The sequence below is a fragment of the Yoonia sp. D2-7 genome, from assembly GCF_055809435.1.
Genome location: NZ_CM147912.1, coordinates 2,622,068 through 2,639,398 on the forward strand (window position 1 = coordinate 2,622,068; position 17,331 = coordinate 2,639,398).

The 17,331-nt window shown below is 57.3% G+C and carries 20 protein-coding genes; 10 read left to right on the top strand and 10 right to left on the bottom strand.

Translation table 11 applies throughout. The annotated features are described in order from the left end of the window. The first annotated feature begins 67 nt into the window (after positions 1-67). Positions 68-718 carry a glutathione S-transferase N-terminal domain-containing protein gene (locus tag AC0L7R_RS12905; RefSeq protein ID WP_473657273.1) on the top strand — a complete coding sequence of 217 codons (651 nt, stop codon included), beginning with the start codon at positions 68-70 and terminating at the stop codon, positions 716-718. Here the strand turns inward: AC0L7R_RS12905 and modC are convergent. Genes modC through AC0L7R_RS12925 form a run of 4 tightly spaced genes read right to left on the bottom strand, consistent with a single transcriptional unit; the run spans position 715 to position 4,394 of the window. Continuing rightward, positions 715-1,761, bottom strand: a complete 1,047-nt coding sequence (modC, locus tag AC0L7R_RS12910; RefSeq protein ID WP_473657274.1) for a molybdenum ABC transporter ATP-binding protein — start codon at positions 1,759-1,761, stop codon at positions 715-717. The two genes, AC0L7R_RS12905 and modC, sit on opposite strands and share 4 nt — an antisense overlap. Beyond that, positions 1,758-2,447 carry a molybdate ABC transporter permease subunit gene (modB, locus tag AC0L7R_RS12915; RefSeq protein WP_473657275.1) on the bottom strand — a complete coding sequence of 230 codons (690 nt, stop codon included), beginning with the start codon at positions 2,445-2,447 and terminating at the stop codon, positions 1,758-1,760. Before modB ends, modC begins: the two co-directional genes overlap by 4 nt. Before the next feature lie 2 nt (positions 2,448-2,449). After that, positions 2,450-3,184: a molybdate ABC transporter substrate-binding protein gene (gene modA / locus AC0L7R_RS12920; protein WP_473657277.1), complete on the bottom strand. Its 735-nt coding sequence runs from the start codon at positions 3,182-3,184 to the stop codon at positions 2,450-2,452. A gap of 37 nt (positions 3,185-3,221) precedes the next feature. Continuing rightward, the gene (locus AC0L7R_RS12925; protein ID WP_473657278.1) at positions 3,222-4,394 is read right to left on the bottom strand and encodes an acetoin utilization protein AcuC; all 1,173 of its coding nucleotides are present in this window, start codon (positions 4,392-4,394) and stop codon (positions 3,222-3,224) included. A 33-nt stretch (positions 4,395-4,427) separates the two neighbouring features. Between AC0L7R_RS12925 and AC0L7R_RS12930 the strand changes: the two genes are divergently transcribed. From AC0L7R_RS12930 to ptsP, 5 genes are all read left to right on the top strand, one after another. Then, complete coding sequence (locus AC0L7R_RS12930) at positions 4,428-4,904, top strand: NUDIX hydrolase (protein ID WP_348109719.1); 477 nt, start codon at positions 4,428-4,430, stop codon at positions 4,902-4,904. Between the two features lie 83 nt (positions 4,905-4,987). Further along, a complete protein-coding gene (locus tag AC0L7R_RS12935; RefSeq protein WP_473657279.1) occupies positions 4,988-5,398 on the top strand; it encodes a DUF1178 family protein in 411 nt (136 codons plus the stop codon). Positions 5,399-5,533: 135 nt separating this feature from the next. Further along, the gene (locus tag AC0L7R_RS12940) at positions 5,534-6,772 is read left to right on the top strand and encodes an aspartate kinase (protein ID WP_348109721.1); all 1,239 of its coding nucleotides are present in this window, start codon (positions 5,534-5,536) and stop codon (positions 6,770-6,772) included. Positions 6,773-6,858: 86 nt separating this feature from the next. Next, complete coding sequence (locus tag AC0L7R_RS12945) at positions 6,859-7,200, top strand: response regulator (RefSeq protein ID WP_473657280.1); 342 nt, start codon at positions 6,859-6,861, stop codon at positions 7,198-7,200. Positions 7,201-7,382: 182 nt separating this feature from the next. Next, complete coding sequence (gene ptsP / locus AC0L7R_RS12950) at positions 7,383-9,626, top strand: phosphoenolpyruvate--protein phosphotransferase (RefSeq protein ID WP_473657281.1); 2,244 nt, start codon at positions 7,383-7,385, stop codon at positions 9,624-9,626. Here ptsP and AC0L7R_RS12955 read toward each other — a convergent pair. Continuing rightward, on the bottom strand, positions 9,623-10,441 hold the full coding sequence (locus AC0L7R_RS12955) for an EcsC family protein (RefSeq protein ID WP_247126177.1): 819 nt from the start codon (positions 10,439-10,441) through the stop codon (positions 9,623-9,625). The two genes, ptsP and AC0L7R_RS12955, sit on opposite strands and share 4 nt — an antisense overlap. 25 nt (positions 10,442-10,466) lie before the next feature. Then, on the bottom strand, positions 10,467-10,973 hold the full coding sequence (locus AC0L7R_RS12960) for a GNAT family N-acetyltransferase (RefSeq protein ID WP_473657283.1): 507 nt from the start codon (positions 10,971-10,973) through the stop codon (positions 10,467-10,469). Positions 10,974-11,055: 82 nt separating this feature from the next. Between AC0L7R_RS12960 and AC0L7R_RS12965 the strand changes: the two genes are divergently transcribed. Continuing rightward, positions 11,056-11,664: a flavin reductase gene (locus AC0L7R_RS12965; protein WP_473657284.1), complete on the top strand. Its 609-nt coding sequence runs from the start codon at positions 11,056-11,058 to the stop codon at positions 11,662-11,664. A gap of 80 nt (positions 11,665-11,744) precedes the next feature. On the opposite strand, the gene AC0L7R_RS12970 is transcribed toward AC0L7R_RS12965, so the two are convergent. Both AC0L7R_RS12970 and pyrE read right to left on the bottom strand, forming a co-directional pair. Beyond that, positions 11,745-13,394, bottom strand: a complete 1,650-nt coding sequence (locus AC0L7R_RS12970; RefSeq protein ID WP_473657285.1) for a SulP family inorganic anion transporter — start codon at positions 13,392-13,394, stop codon at positions 11,745-11,747. A gap of 146 nt (positions 13,395-13,540) precedes the next feature. Then, complete coding sequence (pyrE, locus tag AC0L7R_RS12975) at positions 13,541-14,068, bottom strand: orotate phosphoribosyltransferase (RefSeq protein ID WP_473657286.1); 528 nt, start codon at positions 14,066-14,068, stop codon at positions 13,541-13,543. Between the two features lie 129 nt (positions 14,069-14,197). Here pyrE and AC0L7R_RS12980 point away from each other — a divergent pair, with 129 nt between their 5' ends. The 3 genes from AC0L7R_RS12980 to AC0L7R_RS12990 all read left to right on the top strand — a co-directional run bounded on the left by AC0L7R_RS12980 (position 14,198) and on the right by AC0L7R_RS12990 (position 16,009). After that, complete coding sequence (locus tag AC0L7R_RS12980) at positions 14,198-15,061, top strand: S-methyl-5'-thioadenosine phosphorylase (RefSeq protein ID WP_473657288.1); 864 nt, start codon at positions 14,198-14,200, stop codon at positions 15,059-15,061. Positions 15,062-15,074: 13 nt separating this feature from the next. Beyond that, the gene (locus tag AC0L7R_RS12985; RefSeq protein WP_247126167.1) at positions 15,075-15,605 is read left to right on the top strand and encodes an adenine phosphoribosyltransferase; all 531 of its coding nucleotides are present in this window, start codon (positions 15,075-15,077) and stop codon (positions 15,603-15,605) included. Positions 15,606-15,703: 98 nt separating this feature from the next. Then, complete coding sequence (locus AC0L7R_RS12990; protein ID WP_247126165.1) at positions 15,704-16,009, top strand: arginine transporter; 306 nt, start codon at positions 15,704-15,706, stop codon at positions 16,007-16,009. Between the two features lie 73 nt (positions 16,010-16,082). Here the strand turns inward: AC0L7R_RS12990 and AC0L7R_RS12995 are convergent, their stop codons facing one another. Together AC0L7R_RS12995 and AC0L7R_RS13000 are read right to left on the bottom strand one after the other, a co-directional pair. Continuing rightward, positions 16,083-16,505: a hypothetical protein gene (locus AC0L7R_RS12995; RefSeq protein ID WP_473657290.1), complete on the bottom strand. Its 423-nt coding sequence runs from the start codon at positions 16,503-16,505 to the stop codon at positions 16,083-16,085. Between the two features lie 83 nt (positions 16,506-16,588). Continuing rightward, positions 16,589-17,287: a site-2 protease family protein gene (locus AC0L7R_RS13000; protein WP_473657291.1), complete on the bottom strand. Its 699-nt coding sequence runs from the start codon at positions 17,285-17,287 to the stop codon at positions 16,589-16,591. Positions 17,288-17,331: the final 44 nt, after the last annotated feature.

The following is a 17,331-nucleotide window of genomic DNA, read 5'->3' on the forward strand; positions in this document are numbered from 1 at the left end:
TTTTACCTTTTCGAACAATGGGCCGACCGCATGATTGCGGTCGGCCTTTGCATTGAAGGACATTACGATGCTGACGATCTACGCCGTTCCGGTTTCCGTTTATAACGCAAAACTGCGGTTTTTGCTGCGCCACAAGGGTGTGGAATTTACGGAATTGCCGCCTCCGGGTGGGTACGGATCGGCGGAATACAAGGCGTTGATCCCGTCCGGCAATCTGCCCGCAATGATCCACGGTGATCTTGTTCTTGCCGATTCAGAAGCCATTGCCGAATACATCGAAGACGCTTTTCCGGATGTCCCGATGCTGCCCGCCAATATGCAGCTACGCGCCAAGGCCCGCGAAAAAAGCCGGATGCATGACACGCGGTTGGAACCCGCTGTACGGGCTATTTATCCGCAAGTGGCCTACGCCACCCGCAATGTTGATGCCGTGAATGCAGGTGGTGCGGCCATTTCCAAACACCTCGCGTCGCTGGCGCTGCTGCTGTCCACCGACCCGCTGGATCGCGATACGTTGTGGATGTGTGACTGCGGCTTTGCCGTGACCTTCGCATGGATCAAAGCGTTTGAAACCGCCATCGATCTGCCCATTACGTGGCCCGAAGCGGTACTGGCCTATGATGCGCGTCTGCGCGGATTTCCCGAAGTCGCGAAAGAACTGATCGCTTACAAACCCGCGATGGACGCCTACCTCGAAAAAGCAAAACCGCCTGTCTAAACTGGCCCGACTGCCGTTGCTTTGAAAATCGCAAAGACGTTTTGCCCTGTCTCAAGTCCAAGGCGACGCACTGATAACGGTGTGATTTCCGCCCAGATCGGCAGTTCCTTCGCCCGCAACATCACCGCCAGATTGCCGTTTGGCAGCGGCGTTATTTCAGTGATGACGGTCGCAATTGCATTGAGCGCGGATTGCCCGACAGGCGCGGTTTGCGCCAATATCACATCTTGCGCGGGTATCCGCAATCGCAGCCCAGCGCCGACTTTCCCCACCTGACTCGGCAGCAGGATCGGCCCCGCGCCAGAGGCCAGCACGGTGACGCCTTCGTCCAGATCGTGTCGGTCGACCACGCAGGACACCAGCGCCCCCGCGTCGCGTTTCGCAAAATACCGTGAGGCCATCGGGTCTGCTAGAACGTCCGATACAGGCCCCTTGCGCGCGACCTTTCCTTGATCAATCACAATCAATTGGTCGGCCAGTTGGGTGACCTCTGCCATAGCATGGGTGACGTAGATGACGGGTATTTTCTGGGTCGCGGCGATTTCGGCGATGTAGGGCAGCACCTCTGCTTTGCGCGGCCCGTCGAGCGCCGCGAGCGGTTCATCCATCAGCACCACATCAGGCTGCGCCATCAACGCACGCCCCAATGCGACCCGCTGCTTTTCACCGCCCGATAACCCAGCAGGTCTGCGGTCCAACAGATCGCGCAGTCCAAGGACATCAACGATCCGGTCAAAGTCGTGTTTGCCGCCATACGTCAGGTTTTGCAGCACAGTCATATGCGGGAAAAGGCGTGCGTCTTGAAACACATAGCCAACCTTTCGTCGATACACCGCAACGCTGTTCTGACCGTCGAAAAGCACCTGTTTGTCTAAAGAAATCCGCCCCGTATCGGGTTTGATCAGGCCCGCAATCGCGTTGATGACAGATGTTTTACCTGCCCCAGATGGCCCGAACAGAACCGTCACACCCACCGGCGCGTCGAATTGCACATCAAGAGACAGATCACCCAATTGCGCTTGAATATCGACCTGCAACGTCATGCAGCCAACCTTTTGGCCATGCGCGACGACAGCCATTCTGACACGATCAAAGCCCCCATCGCCAAGATGATCGAGACGACGACCAAAGTCACAACCGCGCCTTCCTGCCCCGGCACTTGCAACAGGCCGTAGATGGCAGAGGGGATCGTTTGCGTCTGCCCGGGGATGGCCGCCACAAAGGTGATCGTCGCACCAAATTCGCCCAGCGCTTTCGCAAACCCCAGCACAGCGCCCGCTAAAATACCGGGGGCGATCAAGGGCAATGTGACTGTTATGAATACCCGCACGGGCGATGCGCCTAGGGTGGCAGCCGCCGCCTCTAACCCCGTATCGACCGCATCAAACCCCAACCGGATCGCGCGGACCATCAATGGGAACGCCATGATCCCAGCCGCCAACGCGGCCCCCGTCCATGTGAAAGCCAGGGTGATGCCGAACGTATCAAGCAGGAACCCGCCCACAGGCCCATTGCGCCCAAACGTGATGAGCAACAGATAACCGGTCACGACGGGTGGCAAAACCAGCGGCAAATGGACGATGCCGTTCAACAAACCATGGCCCCAAAACTGCCGCCGCGCCAGAACCCACGCCGTGATGATCGCAAAAGGCAAAGCCACCAAGATCGCGACAAATGCTACCTTCAAAGACAGCGAAACGATGGTCCAGAAGGCCGGATCAAATTGCATGCTCAGCACCACCGCGCATCTGTGCAGAACCCTGCGGCATCAAAAATCTCTTTCGCAGTCGGCCCGCGCAATGCATCCACAAAGCTTTGCGCATCAGGATGGTCGGATGCGGCTGTAATTGCTGCATAATATGCAATGTCTGGGTGGCTGCCTTGCGGGAACTGCGCCACGATTTTCAGGTCCGGCACAATCAGCGCATCGCTTTGGTACACGATGCCCAACGGCACTTCACCACGCGCGACAAGGTTCAACGCCGCGCGCACGTTGTCCATTTCAACCACCGAAGGCGCAACCGTGTGCCACAAGCCCAAGCTTTCCAGCGCTGCTTTCCCGTAAATGCCCGCAGGCACCCTGCTGGTGAAGCCCATGGCCAATCGTCCGCCATCCAGTCCTTTCGCCAAACTATCAGGCGTCAGCGCGACATCGGCCGCGTCCGGCTGGCCCACAATAACCAAACGATTGCCCACAAAGGTAATCGGGTCCGTCACGCTTTGCGCGTCAACGAGCACATCCATCCACGCAGCATTCGCCAGTAGAACAACATCAGCGGGCGCACCTTGGTTAATTTGGCGGGCCAACGTCCCGCTTCCCGCATATGACACGACGACATTTTCAAAGGGTTCCGCGATGGCATCCAATGGCCCTTTCAAGCTCGCGGCAGCGAAGACGACAAGGTCATCGGCCAGCGCCTTTATCGGCAGCAGACACATGAAAAGACAAAGGGACATCATACGCATAGCAACCTTATCGGCACCAACGCCCGCGCTGACAAGTCTAGATCCACTGGCGCAGCCGTGCCTGCAATGTGGCTACCCGTGTTCTGACATCATCCGGGATGCCGCCTGCACGCGGTTCATCCGCTAACGTGGTTAACCAATGATCCGGCGGCGTCTTCACCCGCCTTTGTCCGTCCCACCGTAATCCGCGCAAAACCGACTGTGCCGCCTCCGGTAACGCATCAGGGATTTCGTGGTTGTTCAGCACGGCCCAAACGCCAGTCCAGCAGCGCCCGACAGACCATGGATTGTAGCCGCCCCCGCCCAAGACAAGATAACGCGGCGCCACGCCCATTAACGCCTGCACAATCGCGCGGTGCGCGTTATTCGACCACGCCAGCCGTGACTGCGGGTCTTCCAACACGGCGTCCGCCCCGCATTGCAACACGATCGCGTCTGGTCGAAACGCTTGCACCAACGGCAAAATCAACGTGTCGCGCACCATAGCCGCAACATCATCCCCCACGCCCGCAGGCAGCGGCAGGTTCCACAGGTTGCCCACCCCAACATCCGTTATTGCACCGGTGCGCGGCCAGCGGTTTTCTTCATGCGTGGAAATAAGCAACGTATCGGGATAATCGGCAAAGGCATGTTCCACCCCGTCGCAGTGATGCGCGTCGATATCGATATACGCGATCTTTGCCGCCCCGTTGCGGCGCAATGATTGGATCGCAAGAACCGGATCGTTGAAATAGCAAAACCCGTTTGCGCGGTCCGGCATCCCGTGGTGCGTGCCCCCTGCTGGCGAATAAACTGTCCCGCCACGCGCCAACATTTCGCCCGCCAGCAACGATGCGCCAGCCGATGTGGCAGGTCTGCGGTACATTTCGGCGAACACGGGATTGGATGGGGTGCCAAGCCCGTGACGTGATTTGACGATGGGGCTGACGGATTGGGTCGCTTCGGCCGCCTGCAATGCTGCGATGTATTCTGGCGTGTGAAATCCGGTTAAGGCGTTGGGTTTTGCGCGCGGACTTTGGACAAACTGGTGCCTTGGCAACCACCCCATCGCACGCGACAGGTCCATGACGGTGGATACACGCGGTACACGCAGCGGATGATGCGCCCCGTAGCTTGATCCGCGATAAATCTCATGGCCGATCATTTTAGGCAAGGACGTATCAGGCGCGGGGCTTGTAAGCTGTGGCTGGGCGTGGGACGTAAACGACATTCGCCATACCTAACCTGCAATCGATAAAGCGCCATGCCTAAACCGATCAAACCGAAACAACTTCCGCTCAAGCTGCGGCGCTTTGGGAAAACCGATGTGCGGACGCAGTTCGCGGCCCTTTGCTACCGGATACGCAAGGATCGGGTCGAGGTTTGCATCATCACGTCGCGCCGCACAAAACGTTGGATATTGCCCAAAGGCTGGCCGATGCACAAACAAACGCCAGCACAGGCCGCCGCGACCGAAGCGTGGGAAGAAGCGGGACTGACAGGCAAGGCGTATGATCGCTGTTTGGGCGTATACACCTATCCCAAACGCACCAAGACCGAAACATTTCCCGTCATTACATTGGTGTATCCGGTCAAGGTGACAGCCGTGCACAGTGACTGGCCCGAAGCCCACCAAAGACGCCGCAAATGGGTCAGCCTGTCAAAAGCCGCCAGCCGCGTGCAAGAACCGGAACTGAAACGGATCATCGCCAGCTTCACCCCCGATATGGTAAAGCGGTAAAAGTCTTTGATCCTGTAGGACTTGTGATCCACGCACCGATCCCTATTTTTGATGCACACCCCGTTTAGAAAGCATCCCACCTGATGATCCGCTTCGATCTGACCTGCGCCAATGATCATACGTTCGACAGCTGGTTTCGGTCAGGGGCGGACTGCGACAAGCTTTTGAAAACGGGCATGGTCACTTGCACGACCTGTGGCGACACTGACATCCGCAAAGCGTTGATGGCCCCGAAGGTTGCAACATCCGACGCCGTAACCGCACCGCTCCTACGTGATGAGGAAAACCCGATCACGAAGCTGAAAAAGCACGTGGAAAGCAATGCGACAGACGTCGGCACAGATTTCTCAACCGAAGCACGTGCCATGCACGACGGGGAAAAGCCGGAACGGGCGATTTATGGGCAAGCATCTGCGGCTGACACGAAGAAACTGCTAGAGGACGGCGTTCCCGTACTGCCCCTGCCCTTTGTGCCGACCAAGAAAACCAACTGATCAGCCTGCCCCCGTATTCCTGATAGTTTGATCGATTTGTCCTGAAAAATCGCCCCCCGCTTGCCCCGCCCGCGCGAGCAGTCTAAAGGGGGCGCGATATTCCGGGACGGCTCCGGTTTTGCTAAAGGAACAGCGATGCCAACGCTTGTGATGAAATTCGGCGGAACATCCGTCGCGAACCTTGACCGTATTGCGCGGGCCTCCAAACGTGTGGCTGTTGAAGTCGCCAAAGGCTATGACGTGATCGTCATCGTATCGGCCATGTCCGGCAAGACCAATGAACTGGTCGGCTGGGTCAATGAAACGTCCCCACTTTATGACGCGCGCGAATACGACGCGATTGTATCGTCCGGTGAAAACGTGACGGCTGGCCTGATGGCGCTGCGTCTGCAAGAAATGGATATTCCGGCCCGCAGTTGGCAAGGTTGGCAAGTCCCGCTTGTCACGAATTCGGCCCATTCCTCCGCACGGATCGAAGAAATCCCGACAGATAACATCAACGCCAAGTTTGGCGAAGGTATGAAGGTCGCTGTCGTTGCGGGTTTCCAAGGTATCAGCCCCGAAGGCCGGATCACCACGCTGGGTCGTGGCGGGTCTGACACCACGGCTGTGGCCTTTGCCGCCGCGTTTGATGCGGAACGTTGTGATATCTATACTGATGTGGACGGGGTTTACACCACTGACCCACGGATCACCGACAAGGCCCGCAAGCTCGACAAGATCGCGTTTGAGGAAATGCTCGAATTGGCGTCGCTGGGCGCAAAAGTCCTACAAACGCGGTCAGTTGAATTGGCCATGCGTTACAAAGTGCGCCTGCGGGTGCTGTCATCATTTGAAGAACCATCGGACGACGCCGGTACGCTCGTCTGCGATGAGGAGGAAATCATGGAACAGAACGCAGTTGCAGGTGTGGCGTACAGCCGCGACGAAGCCAAAATGACGCTGATTTCCGTGGCTGACCGCCCGGGTATCGCGGCAGCTATCTTTGGCCCATTGGCCGAGGCAGGCGTGAACGTCGACATGATCGTTCAGAACATTTCAGAAGAAGGTCGCACCGACATGACCTTCTCTTGCCCGACTGATCAGGTGGCCCGCGCTGAAAAAGCGATGGCCGATGCGATGGCATCCGGCGAAATCAACTACCACGATCTGGTGACTGATAACGGCGTGGCCAAGGTGTCTGTCGTTGGCATCGGGATGCGGTCCCACGCGGGTGTCGCGGCCAAGATGTTTGCGTCCCTTCAGGCTGAAGGCATCAACATCAAGGTCATCACCACATCCGAGATCAAAATCTCGGTCCTCATTGATCGCAAGTACATGGAGCTGGCCGTTCAAGCCCTGCACGACGCGTTTGAACTGGAAAAAGCAGCGTAAGCTTTACGTATACGCACTTGGAAAATGATAGAAGGGCAGCTAGCGTCAGACGCGAGTTGTCCTTTTTTATTGTCACAGGCACCTAAATGCCAAAGAAAATCCTAGTTGTCGAAGATGACGCGTTTCTCGCCATGTCGCTTGTCATGGACCTTGAAGATGCGGGTTACGCGGTTGTCGGCCCCTACACAGGCGTTGCAAAGGCGCTTGTTGGATTGGCCGCCCATACGGTTGATTTCGGGATTTTGGATCTGAACCTTGGCGCTGAAACATCCGAAGTCATTGCAACCGCCCTTACACAGAAGGGCATCCCGTTTGTCGTGGCGACTGGCTACACCGAAGATCAACTGACGGGCGGTTTCGCAGGGGCCAAGACGTTGGGAAAGCCATATTTGACCGAAGATCTCATTGCATTGTTGCCTGCCAATTAGCGCGGATCGCGCCCTTCCCGTCATGACTATCACCCGCGCCCAATCGCCGCGTTTTTAGGCCCGTCGGCACAAAGCCCCCAAAAAATACCACTATAAGGCGAATTGCACGGGATCACCTGCCATTAGCTCTCCCAATCCGGCTTGTTTGCCCATATAGCGGTGGCAGGAACAAAGGGAACATCATGCCGCACCGGGTTGAATCCGAAAGCAGAAAACTGCTGGGCAAGTTACGTCAAACGATGGCGGCACAGACCGCCGGTCAGGAACGGCTGGACGAAATCGTCGCGTTGATCGCGATGTCGATGCAGGCCGAAGTGTGTTCGATCTATCTGTTCCGCGATTCTGAAACGCTCGAACTTTGCGCGACGCAGGGTCTGGCTGCTGCTGCGGTTCACGAAACACGGATGCGTTTGGGCGAAGGTCTAGTCGGGCGCACCGCGCGGTCCCGTCGTGTGATCAACACTGCAGATGCGCCGTCTGAACGCGGTTTTCGTTATATGCCTGAGACGGGCGAAGAACGGTTTTCGTCGTTCTGCGGTGTCCCTGTACAGCGTGTTGGCGATATCCTTGGCGTGCTTGTCGTTCAGTCCAAAACCGCCCGCAAATTCACGCCTGACGAAGTCTACGCGCTTGAAGTCGTGGCGATGGTGCTGGCCGAAATGGCCGAGCTTGGCGCTTTTGTCGGTGAAGGTGCGGCTCTTGCTGCCCCCCATCAGCGCCCAAGCCTGATCAAAGGGTCGATTGCACAAGAAGGTGCCGCCGAGGGCCGCGTTTACCTGCACGAACCGCGCGTCGTTGTCACAAACCCGATCTCGGACGATCCCGAAGTCGAATTGGCCCGTTTGCGCGAAGCGATTGAAACCCTGCGGACATCCGTCGACGACATGCTGTCCGGTAATCGTTCGCTAAACGGTGAACAAAAACAGATCCTTGAAGCCTATCGCATGTTTGCCAACTCGCGCAGTTGGAAAAAGCGGATGGAAGACGACGTCAGCAACGGTCTGTCTGCCGAAGCCGCCGTCGAAAAAGAACAATCCCTTGCCAAGGCCCGCCTCAGCCATGCGGGCGACGCTTACATGCGTGAACGCCTGAACGATCTCGACGATCTGTCGAACCGTTTGCTGCGTATTCTGACAGGCCAAGGGGCAGAAACCGGCGCGGAAATGCCGGATAACCCGATCCTTGTCGCCAAAAACATCGGCCCCGGCGAACTGCTGGACTACGGCAAAAAGCTGCGCGGGATTGTGTTGGAAGAAGGGTCTGTCGGGTCTCACGCGACCATCGTTGCGCGGGCTTGGGCCATTCCGCTTGTGATCAACGCAAAAGGCGTCACGACACAGGCGCTGAACGGCGACAACATGTTGGTCGATGGCGATCAGGGTTTTGTGCACCTGCGTCCGGACGAAACTGTGCAAAGCGCCTTCCGCGAAAAAATCGCAATGCAGGCGCTGGCACAAGAACGTTACGCATCGATCCGCGAACATCCGGCGAAGACCAAATGCGGGTCAGTCATCCGGCTGGATATGAACGCGGGACTGATGGCCGATCTGCCGTCGCTTGAAGGGTCCGGTGCCGAAGGCGTTGGCCTGTTCCGCACCGAATTGCAGTTTCTGGTCCGCAACAAGATGCCCCGCCGCGGTGAACTCTCCGCGCTTTATTCGCGGGTGCTGAAAGCCTCTGCTGGTAAACGGGTTGCATTCCGGACGCTTGATATCGGGTCTGACAAAGTGCTGACCTACATGAAACCGAACGACGAACCGAACCCTGCGATGGGCTGGCGTGCGATCCGCGTAGGGCTTGATAAGCCCGGCGTGCTGCGGATGCAGTTGCAGGCGTTAATCCGTGCGGCAGACGGTGGGCCCCTGACAGTCATGTTCCCGTTCATCACGCTCCACGAAGAATTCATCGCAGCCAAGGCCGAAATGGACAAAGCCTTGGCGCGCGAAAAACGCTTGGGACATCCGGTACCGTCATCATTGGAAGTCGGCGCAATGATGGAAACACCATCACTGGCCTACGCGCCTGACGCATTCTTCAAAGATGTCGATTTCATCTCGATTGGCGGGAACGACCTGAAACAGTTCTTCTTTGCGGCCGACCGTGAAAATGAACGGGTGCGCAAACGCTATGATACGTTGTCGCCGAGCTTCTTGAATTTCCTGTCCATGGTGATCGCGCGCTGCGAACAGAACGGCACGCCGATTTCATTCTGCGGCGAAGATGCCGGTCGCCCCGTCGAAGCTTTGTGCTTTGCCGCACTCGGCCTGCGGTCACTATCGATGCGCCCTGCCTCTGTCGGTCCAGTCAAGCATATCCTGCGACGTGTCGATTTGGGCGAAGTACGTGCCGTGATCGATCAATCTATGGTGGATGGCGACACATCGGTCAGACGCGCTGTTGCCGATTGGCTAGCTTACCAAGTCTAATCGGTCGCCCGATTGATCGGCAGATCATTGGTCACCAAGAACTTGTGAAACGCATCCAGCACGGGGTCTTCGCCGTGTTCGCGCATCAATTTGCGCAAGCCGAAATGCACGTGCGCCATGCTGATGTAGTAATTCACGAACGCATAGTTTGTCCCGGCACCTGCAATCGCCCCCAGAACCGGCACAGATTGTGACGCCAGTTTTTGGGACATCACGGTCGCAAAACGTGGTGCCACCTTGCTGATCAACGTGTTCAAGGCTGGTCCTGTAATGCTCAATCGTGCGCCGATGAACGACGTATCAACGCCATCATCATCGGTGCCAGGCCCACCTGCCCCAAACACGGCCAAGCATTCCATGCGTGTTTCGGCTGATTGCGGGTCTTCGCCGTATTCTTCGGCGACCGCTTGGACCGACCGAAAGATGATCGTCGTCGCAAATGGCAATTCTGTCAGTGCCGTCCCGATGCCCGCAACGCCGCCAATCGCGCCAGATACCGTGCCCAACACGCGGTGCATCCGATCCGTACCAATCGCGCGCCCGATCCGGCCTGTGCGGGTGCGCGCGGCGAGGTTAAAGCTTTTTTCAAGCGCGATCCGCGCCACGTTATCGATCTGATCACGCACGCCTTGTGGAAAAACGTTCATGCCGCTTTCCACCTGACCACCAACATAGTTGATGGCCTTCATCAGAACGCCATTCGCCGAATTTTGACGCACGGCGAGCGCCTTGATCTGACGAAGAGCATCTTCATCCAAGGCAACACGGTTGGTCTTGTCAGGCATCACTTGGACGTCGTTCTGCGATTTGTTCATGCGACCTAAATGGGTCCTCTGCAGATCAAATGCAATCTTTTGGGCGTCTAACCTGCCCCGTGATGCCGTCCCAAGCCCCATTAACCAGCGAAAGCCCCAAGACACGATCCGGATTGGTCGGCGGAGGCATGATGACGTCTGCCACAGGATCAAAGCCGAAGCGTTTGTAATAGGGATGATCGCCCACCAACAGGACACGTGACCAGCCAGCTGATCGCGCAGCATCGATGCAGTTCATCATCAAAATCGCGGCAATCCCTTCACCTTGACGGGTTGGATGGACGGCGATGGGTCCCAACAGAACCGCAGGCGCGTCACCAACACATGTGGGCCAGCATCGCACGACGCCCGCCAAAACGCCCGATGGGTCGCGGGCTGTCAGGCAGAGATCGGGCAGCGGCGCTACGTCTTCGCGCAAACGATAGGACGACAGGGCGGTCCGGCCCGGTGCGAATGTGAGGTCATACAGTTCTTCCACCTCCCACCAATCGTCGGGGACTTCGCGCGCCAGATGTATCTTGATCTCTTGCATGCGGGTCGCTCGGGCTTTTGTCTGGTGTCAGGGCTGTCGCCACGCTACCCAAGACGAAGACAAAGGTTAAGGGACTACCGTCATGTTTTATGAACCAAAAAATGGGCACGGACTGCCGCACAATCCGTTTAATGCGATTGTGACGCCGCGCCCGATTGGTTGGATTTCAACCCGGGGTGCGGATGGCAAGGATAACCTCGCGCCTTATTCATTCTTCAACGCCGTGGCGTACACCCCGCCGCAAGTGATGTTTTCCTCAACAAGCGCGAAACCGGACCGCGACGGGACCAAAGATAGCGTTGCAAATATCCGCGAAACGGGCGTGTTCGTGGTCAATGTCGTCAGCTATGCACTGAAAGACGCGATGAACGTGACCTCTGGTCCTTGGGACAAAGATCAAGATGAATTTGGTCTGGCTGAGTTGGAAAAGGCCGAATCTAACACCATCAATTGCCCGCGCGTTGCGGCATCCCCCGCAGCTTTGGAATGCAAATTGACGCAGATCGTGGACCTTGCGGGTGACTACAACACGATGATCATCGGAGAGGTGACAGGCGTCCACATGGACGATGCGTGCTTGAAAGACGGGATGTTTGATGTGACAGCGTTCAATCCGCTGTCGCGCTTGGGCTACAAGGACTATTCTACAGTCCGCGACCTGTTTAGCCTGACGCGCCCCGGCCAAGACTAGGGACTGTACGGGGTTTCGTTGACGTCTTTCAAATCCCCGCCGGAGGTATGGAGTCCCTTCTTCAGGGACCCCATTTTTGTTTAGTGACCGCCCAGAATACCGGTGCGGACAGAGTAATCCACAGCGATTTCGTAATCCGGATCATCATCACTATCGACCATAAGGTGACCCGCTTTTGACAGCAGATTATGGCAGTCGCGGCTGAGGTGACGTAGCTGGATTTGCTTGCCTTGTGCCTCGTATTTGCCAGCGATGCCTTCGATGGCCTGCAACGCAGATTGGTCCACGACACGGCTGTCCGCAAAGTCCACGATCACCAAGGATGGGTCATTGTAGACGTCGAACAATTCGGCAAACCCTTCGGATGACCCGAAGAACAGCGGGCCTTGCACGCCGTAGACTTTTGCACCCTCTGGTGTCTGGTGGATTTTCGCAGAGATGCGTGTCGCGTTGTTCCATGAATAGGCCAAGGCCGACACAATCACGCCAACAACAACGGCCGTCGCAAGGTCGGTCCAAACGGTTACGATCGTCACAAGGATCGTCACAAACGCGTCCATTTTCGGGACCTTACGCAGGATCGTCAGCGAGTTCCAAGCGAACGTTCCGATCACAACCATGAACATCACACCGACCAGTGCGGCCAGCGGGATTTGTTCGATCAGGCCTGATGCAAACAGGATGAACGCAAGCAGGAACAGCGCTGCGGCGATGCCCGCGATCCGTGTCCGGCCGCCGGATTTCACGTTGATCATCGATTGACCGATCATCGCACAACCGCCCATGCCACCGAAGAAACCAGTCACGGTGTTGGACACGCCTTGCGCGATACATTCCTGCGACGCACCGCCCCGTTTGTTGGTCATTTCACCAACAAGGTTCAGCGTCAGCAGGCTTTCGATCAGGCCAATGGCCGACAGGATCAGGGCGAACGGCAAGATAATCCAAAGCGTTTCCAGATTGAACGGCGCCAGCATCGTTCCGTAGATTCCCATACCGTCACCGAAAGGCACGTGGAACTGCGGCAAACCACCGGAAATGGACGCCAAATCACCAACGCGCGGCACATCCAGACCAAAGCCGATCACGACCGCGGCCACGATACCAATGCCCGCCAGCGGGGCCGGAATGACTGTTGTGATCTTTGGCATCACCCAGATGATCGCCATTGTCACAACGACCAGACCCAGCATCAGATACAGCGGCATGCCCGACAGCCATTCACCGCTGGCCATACCGTGACCAGATGCTTCGGCAGAACCCGGCACTTGGAATTGACCTAGTTGGGCCAGGAAAATAACGATCGCGAGGCCGTTTACAAAGCCCAACATCACCGGATGTGGCACAAGGCGGATGAACTTACCCCACTTCATAATGCCGACGAATATCTGGATCAGGCCCATCAAGATGACAGTCGCAAACAGATACTCCACGCCGTGCAACGACACGAGCGACACCATCACAACCGCCAAGGCCCCTGTTGCACCCGAAATCATCCCCGGCCGTCCGCCGAAGATCGCCGTGATCAGACCTACGATAAACGCGGCGTAAAGACCGACCAGCGGGTGAACGCCGGCCACAAAGGCAAAAGCAACGGCTTCAGGCACAAGCGCCAAAGCCACGGTAAGACCGGACAACACTTCAGTCCGGAGACGTCCCGCGTTCAACGGGGCGTCCTTGTCAGTCAAAGCAATACTATCGGCGAAGCTCGCCAGAAGTGCGCGGGGCATATCGATATCCTGTGAGGAAGGTCAGTTGCGCCCGCCCCTACCCTAGGCCAGCCCAAATGTCACCCCCGCAGGTGTGACAGCCATGAACCGCCATTCAATACCTGCAATCTAGCCTGACAAAATGAAGACCAGCTTAACAGCGCCGCTTATTCCAGATCGGCGCGCGTAAAGACCGGATAGACTGGCAGCGTTGGCGCGTTCGCAATCGCAGGGTCGCCTTCACCGCGCCAGATCGCACAGATCACCCCCAGCACATTCGCGTCTTCCTGCTTGGCCAAGCCGTAGGCGTCCGCCACGGCACCACCTGTGGTGATCACGTCCTCAATGAATGTCACCTTCTTGCCAGCCACATCTTGGCCTTCAATCGCGCGACATGTCCCGTATGTCTTCGCTTCCTTGCGGATGAACGCCGCTGGCAGTCCGGTTTCAATCGAAAGCGCCGTCACCAACGGCACCCCGCCCAATTCCAGTCCTGCGATGATCTCTGTACCTGCGGGCAACAGCTTTGCCATTTCTTTGGCCAACGGTTGCAACAGCTTCGGATCGCCTTCGAAACGGTATTTGTCGAAATACCGGCTCGACACTTGGCCTGACCGCAAAGTGAATGACCCCTCCAACGTCGCAATATCAGCGATTTGGCGCGCGAGTTCGGCGTGGGATATGGCTTGGGTCATGGTACTTCTCTCATTTGAAGAATTTGTGCGGACATAAACGACCGCGTTGTGACCATCAAGGCGCGCACGCCCTCTTGTCAGCATGTTAACGCTCTGCTTGTCTGGTGGCGCGGCAACAGGGGCATATCCATGACAAAATTAGGCATCATCGGCGGGTCAGGCATCTATCAGATGGCCGGTCTGGAAAACGCGCAGTGGGAAACGGTCGAAACGCCTTGGGGGACGCCATCCGACGCGGTTTTGACAGGGCAACTGGGCGGAACCGACATGGTGTTCCTGCCGCGCCACGGAAGGGGCCATACGCACACGCCAACGACCGTGCCGTATCAGGCCAACATCGACGCGCTCAAACGGCTTGGCGTGACCGATATCATTAGCATCAGCGCCTGCGGATCGTTCCAAGACGACATGGCGCCCGGCGATTTTGTTCTTGTGGATCAATTCATTGACCGGACATTCGCGCGGGAGAAATCATTCTTCGGTCCGGGGTGCGTGGGGCACGTGAGCGTCGCCCACCCGACCTGCCAACGTCTGTCCGACGCCTGTCTGCAAGCGGGCCAAGACGCAGGCATCACCATGCACCAAGGCGGAACCTATCTGGCGATGGAAGGGCCGCAGTTTTCATCAATGGCCGAATCGCAGCTGTATAAATCGTGGGGCTGCGATGTGATCGGGATGACCAACATGCCCGAAGCCAAACTCGCTCGTGAAGCTGAGATTTGTTACATCACCGTCGCCATGGTCACCGACTACGACAGTTGGCATCCTGATCACGGTGCGGTGGACGTCAGCGACGTCATCAAAACGCTCCAAGGTAACGGCACCAAGGCCGCTGATCTGATCACCCGCCTGCCCGCTTTGCTAACCCAGCGTCCTACGACTTGCCCCCACGGGTGCGATACGGCATTGGAACACGCGATCATGACCGCACCCGACCATCGGGATGCGACCCTTGTAGCAAAACTAGATGCGGTCGCAGGCCGCGTGCTGTGAAAGAAGACACCTGATGAAAACCGTCCAAGATTACATTCGCACGATTCCGGATTTCCCACACGAAGGGATCATGTTCCGCGACGTGACCACGCTGTTCAGCGACCCGCGCGGGTTCCGTCTGGCCATCGACCAGTTGCTGCATCCTTACGTCGGCGTGAAAATCGACCGGATTGTGGGGCTAGAGGCGCGCGGTTTCATCCTCGGCGGGGCGATTGCGCACCAGTTGTCGCTTGGCTTTGTGCCAATCCGCAAAAAGGGCAAACTGCCCGGCAAGACAATCGAACAAGCCTACACGCTGGAATACGGCGAAGCCGTGATGGAAGTGCACGACGACGCGCTCCAGCCCGGTGAAAAGGTTCTGATCGTCGATGATCTGCTGGCCACAGGCGGGACGGCAGAGGCAGGCATCAAACTGGTCGAAAAAATGGGGGCAGAAGTCATTGGCTGCGCCTTCATCATCGATCTGCCCGATCTGGGTGGCCGCAAAAAGCTGGAAACGATGGGCATGGACGTCCACGCACTGTGTGCATTCGACGGCGACTGACCGCTCATAAACAGTCGTGCGCGCAATTTGTCTGATTGCATCAGGCCTGCGGGCGCGGCATAGTTAGCGCATCCCATTTCGACGAAAAAGAGGCCCCCATGCGTCGTGCATTTGTGACACTTTCCCTTGTAGCATTGACCGCCGCCTGTAGTTCCGGCGTGAACGGCAAAGTGGGCAAAGCATGTATCGACGCGGACAGGTCCGCCGCCAGCAACCGCTTGTGTTCATGTGTGCAACGCGTGGCCGACCAATCGCTCAGCGGCTCTGACCAGTCCCTTGCGGTGAAATTCTTCGAAGAACCGCAGCTGGCCCAAGACACACGGCAATCCGATAATCCGCGCTCCGAAGCATTCTGGCAACGCTACCGCGCCTTCGCCAACTCTGCCCGCCGTCAATGCGGCTAAGGGCTGCGCCGCCGCCCCCTTCTTTTGGTCCTAAATATCTCGGGGGTTTGGGGGCTGGCCCCCAAATCTGAGATCAGCGTAAAACACCACGTCGCGTCATGGCGCGCGCGTAGATCCACAGCAACACCAGCACCACATATATCGCCACCGTAAAGCCGAGTTGGGTCGGCGTCATATCCATTCCGGTGCGGTCCGCGATGCCAAAACTGTAAACGGACGACACAATCAGCCCCACCAGCGACAGGCCAAAGGCAGGCCCCGCCAAACGTGACCGCAACAGCAGCAACAAAGCCCCCAACATCGAAAACCAGACCCCAACAGCCCAAGCCGCTTCGAACCAGATCGGCCCGTTATCAAGAAACGCCTTTTGCGCGTCGCTCAGCATCGCGAGATAGGCTTCGTTTTCGGTCTGCGTCATTACATAATCATACGCGCCACCCGCATTCCAAATCAGCGCTATGATCCCGACGATCCACACATGAAACGGTGTTTTCATACCCAATCCCCTTACCAATCACGCTTGAATGCTATGACGGGCTTGCCATTCGGGCAAGGATTGCTTCGCGGGTCAGGTTCGGATCAGTAGGCAGGTTCACCCCGCATCATGCGGTAATGCGCAGCAATGGACGGGATAAAGAACAGCACCCAGCCTTGGAAATAGAACACGGCAACCATGGCCGGAATCCACATGATCGACATGGCCAAACCAACTGCGCCTGTGACCTGTTGGGCCGCCTCACCGCGCATAAAACGCAGCATCAGCAGATGGAATAACTTACCGCCATCCAGCGGCTGCACAGGGATCATGTTGAACACTGCAAGGTAGAAATTGATCTGCCCGAACAGCCAAATGAAATACATGACCTCGGACGCCAGATAGCTGGGTTCGGTCCCCGCATTCGCCCAATGGTTCCACATGAAGGTGTCAAACAGCGAACAAGTCGCCCAAAGGGTCGCGTTCACAATCGGGCCCATCGCGACGATCAGTTCTTGCTGATACGCGCTCGACGTCCGTTTGCTTTCGCAAAAACCGCCCGACCCGTGCAGCATGATCCGCCTGACGGGAACGCCTTGGATTTGGTTGCCCCAAGCATGCCCCAGCTCGTGTAGATAGATCGCCAACACGATGGCGACGCAGATCATCACGGCGTAGGCCAGATCAACGCCAATGCTGAAATAGAACAGGATCGCGAGCAGCCCAAGCAGCGTTTGCCCAACCTCCACCCGAACGCCCAGCGGGCCGACAAAGCTGAAAATTACCGTATCTTTGTTCATCATTAGGCAGGTCCCACACGCGTTATTCGATCGATATGCCCGCAACC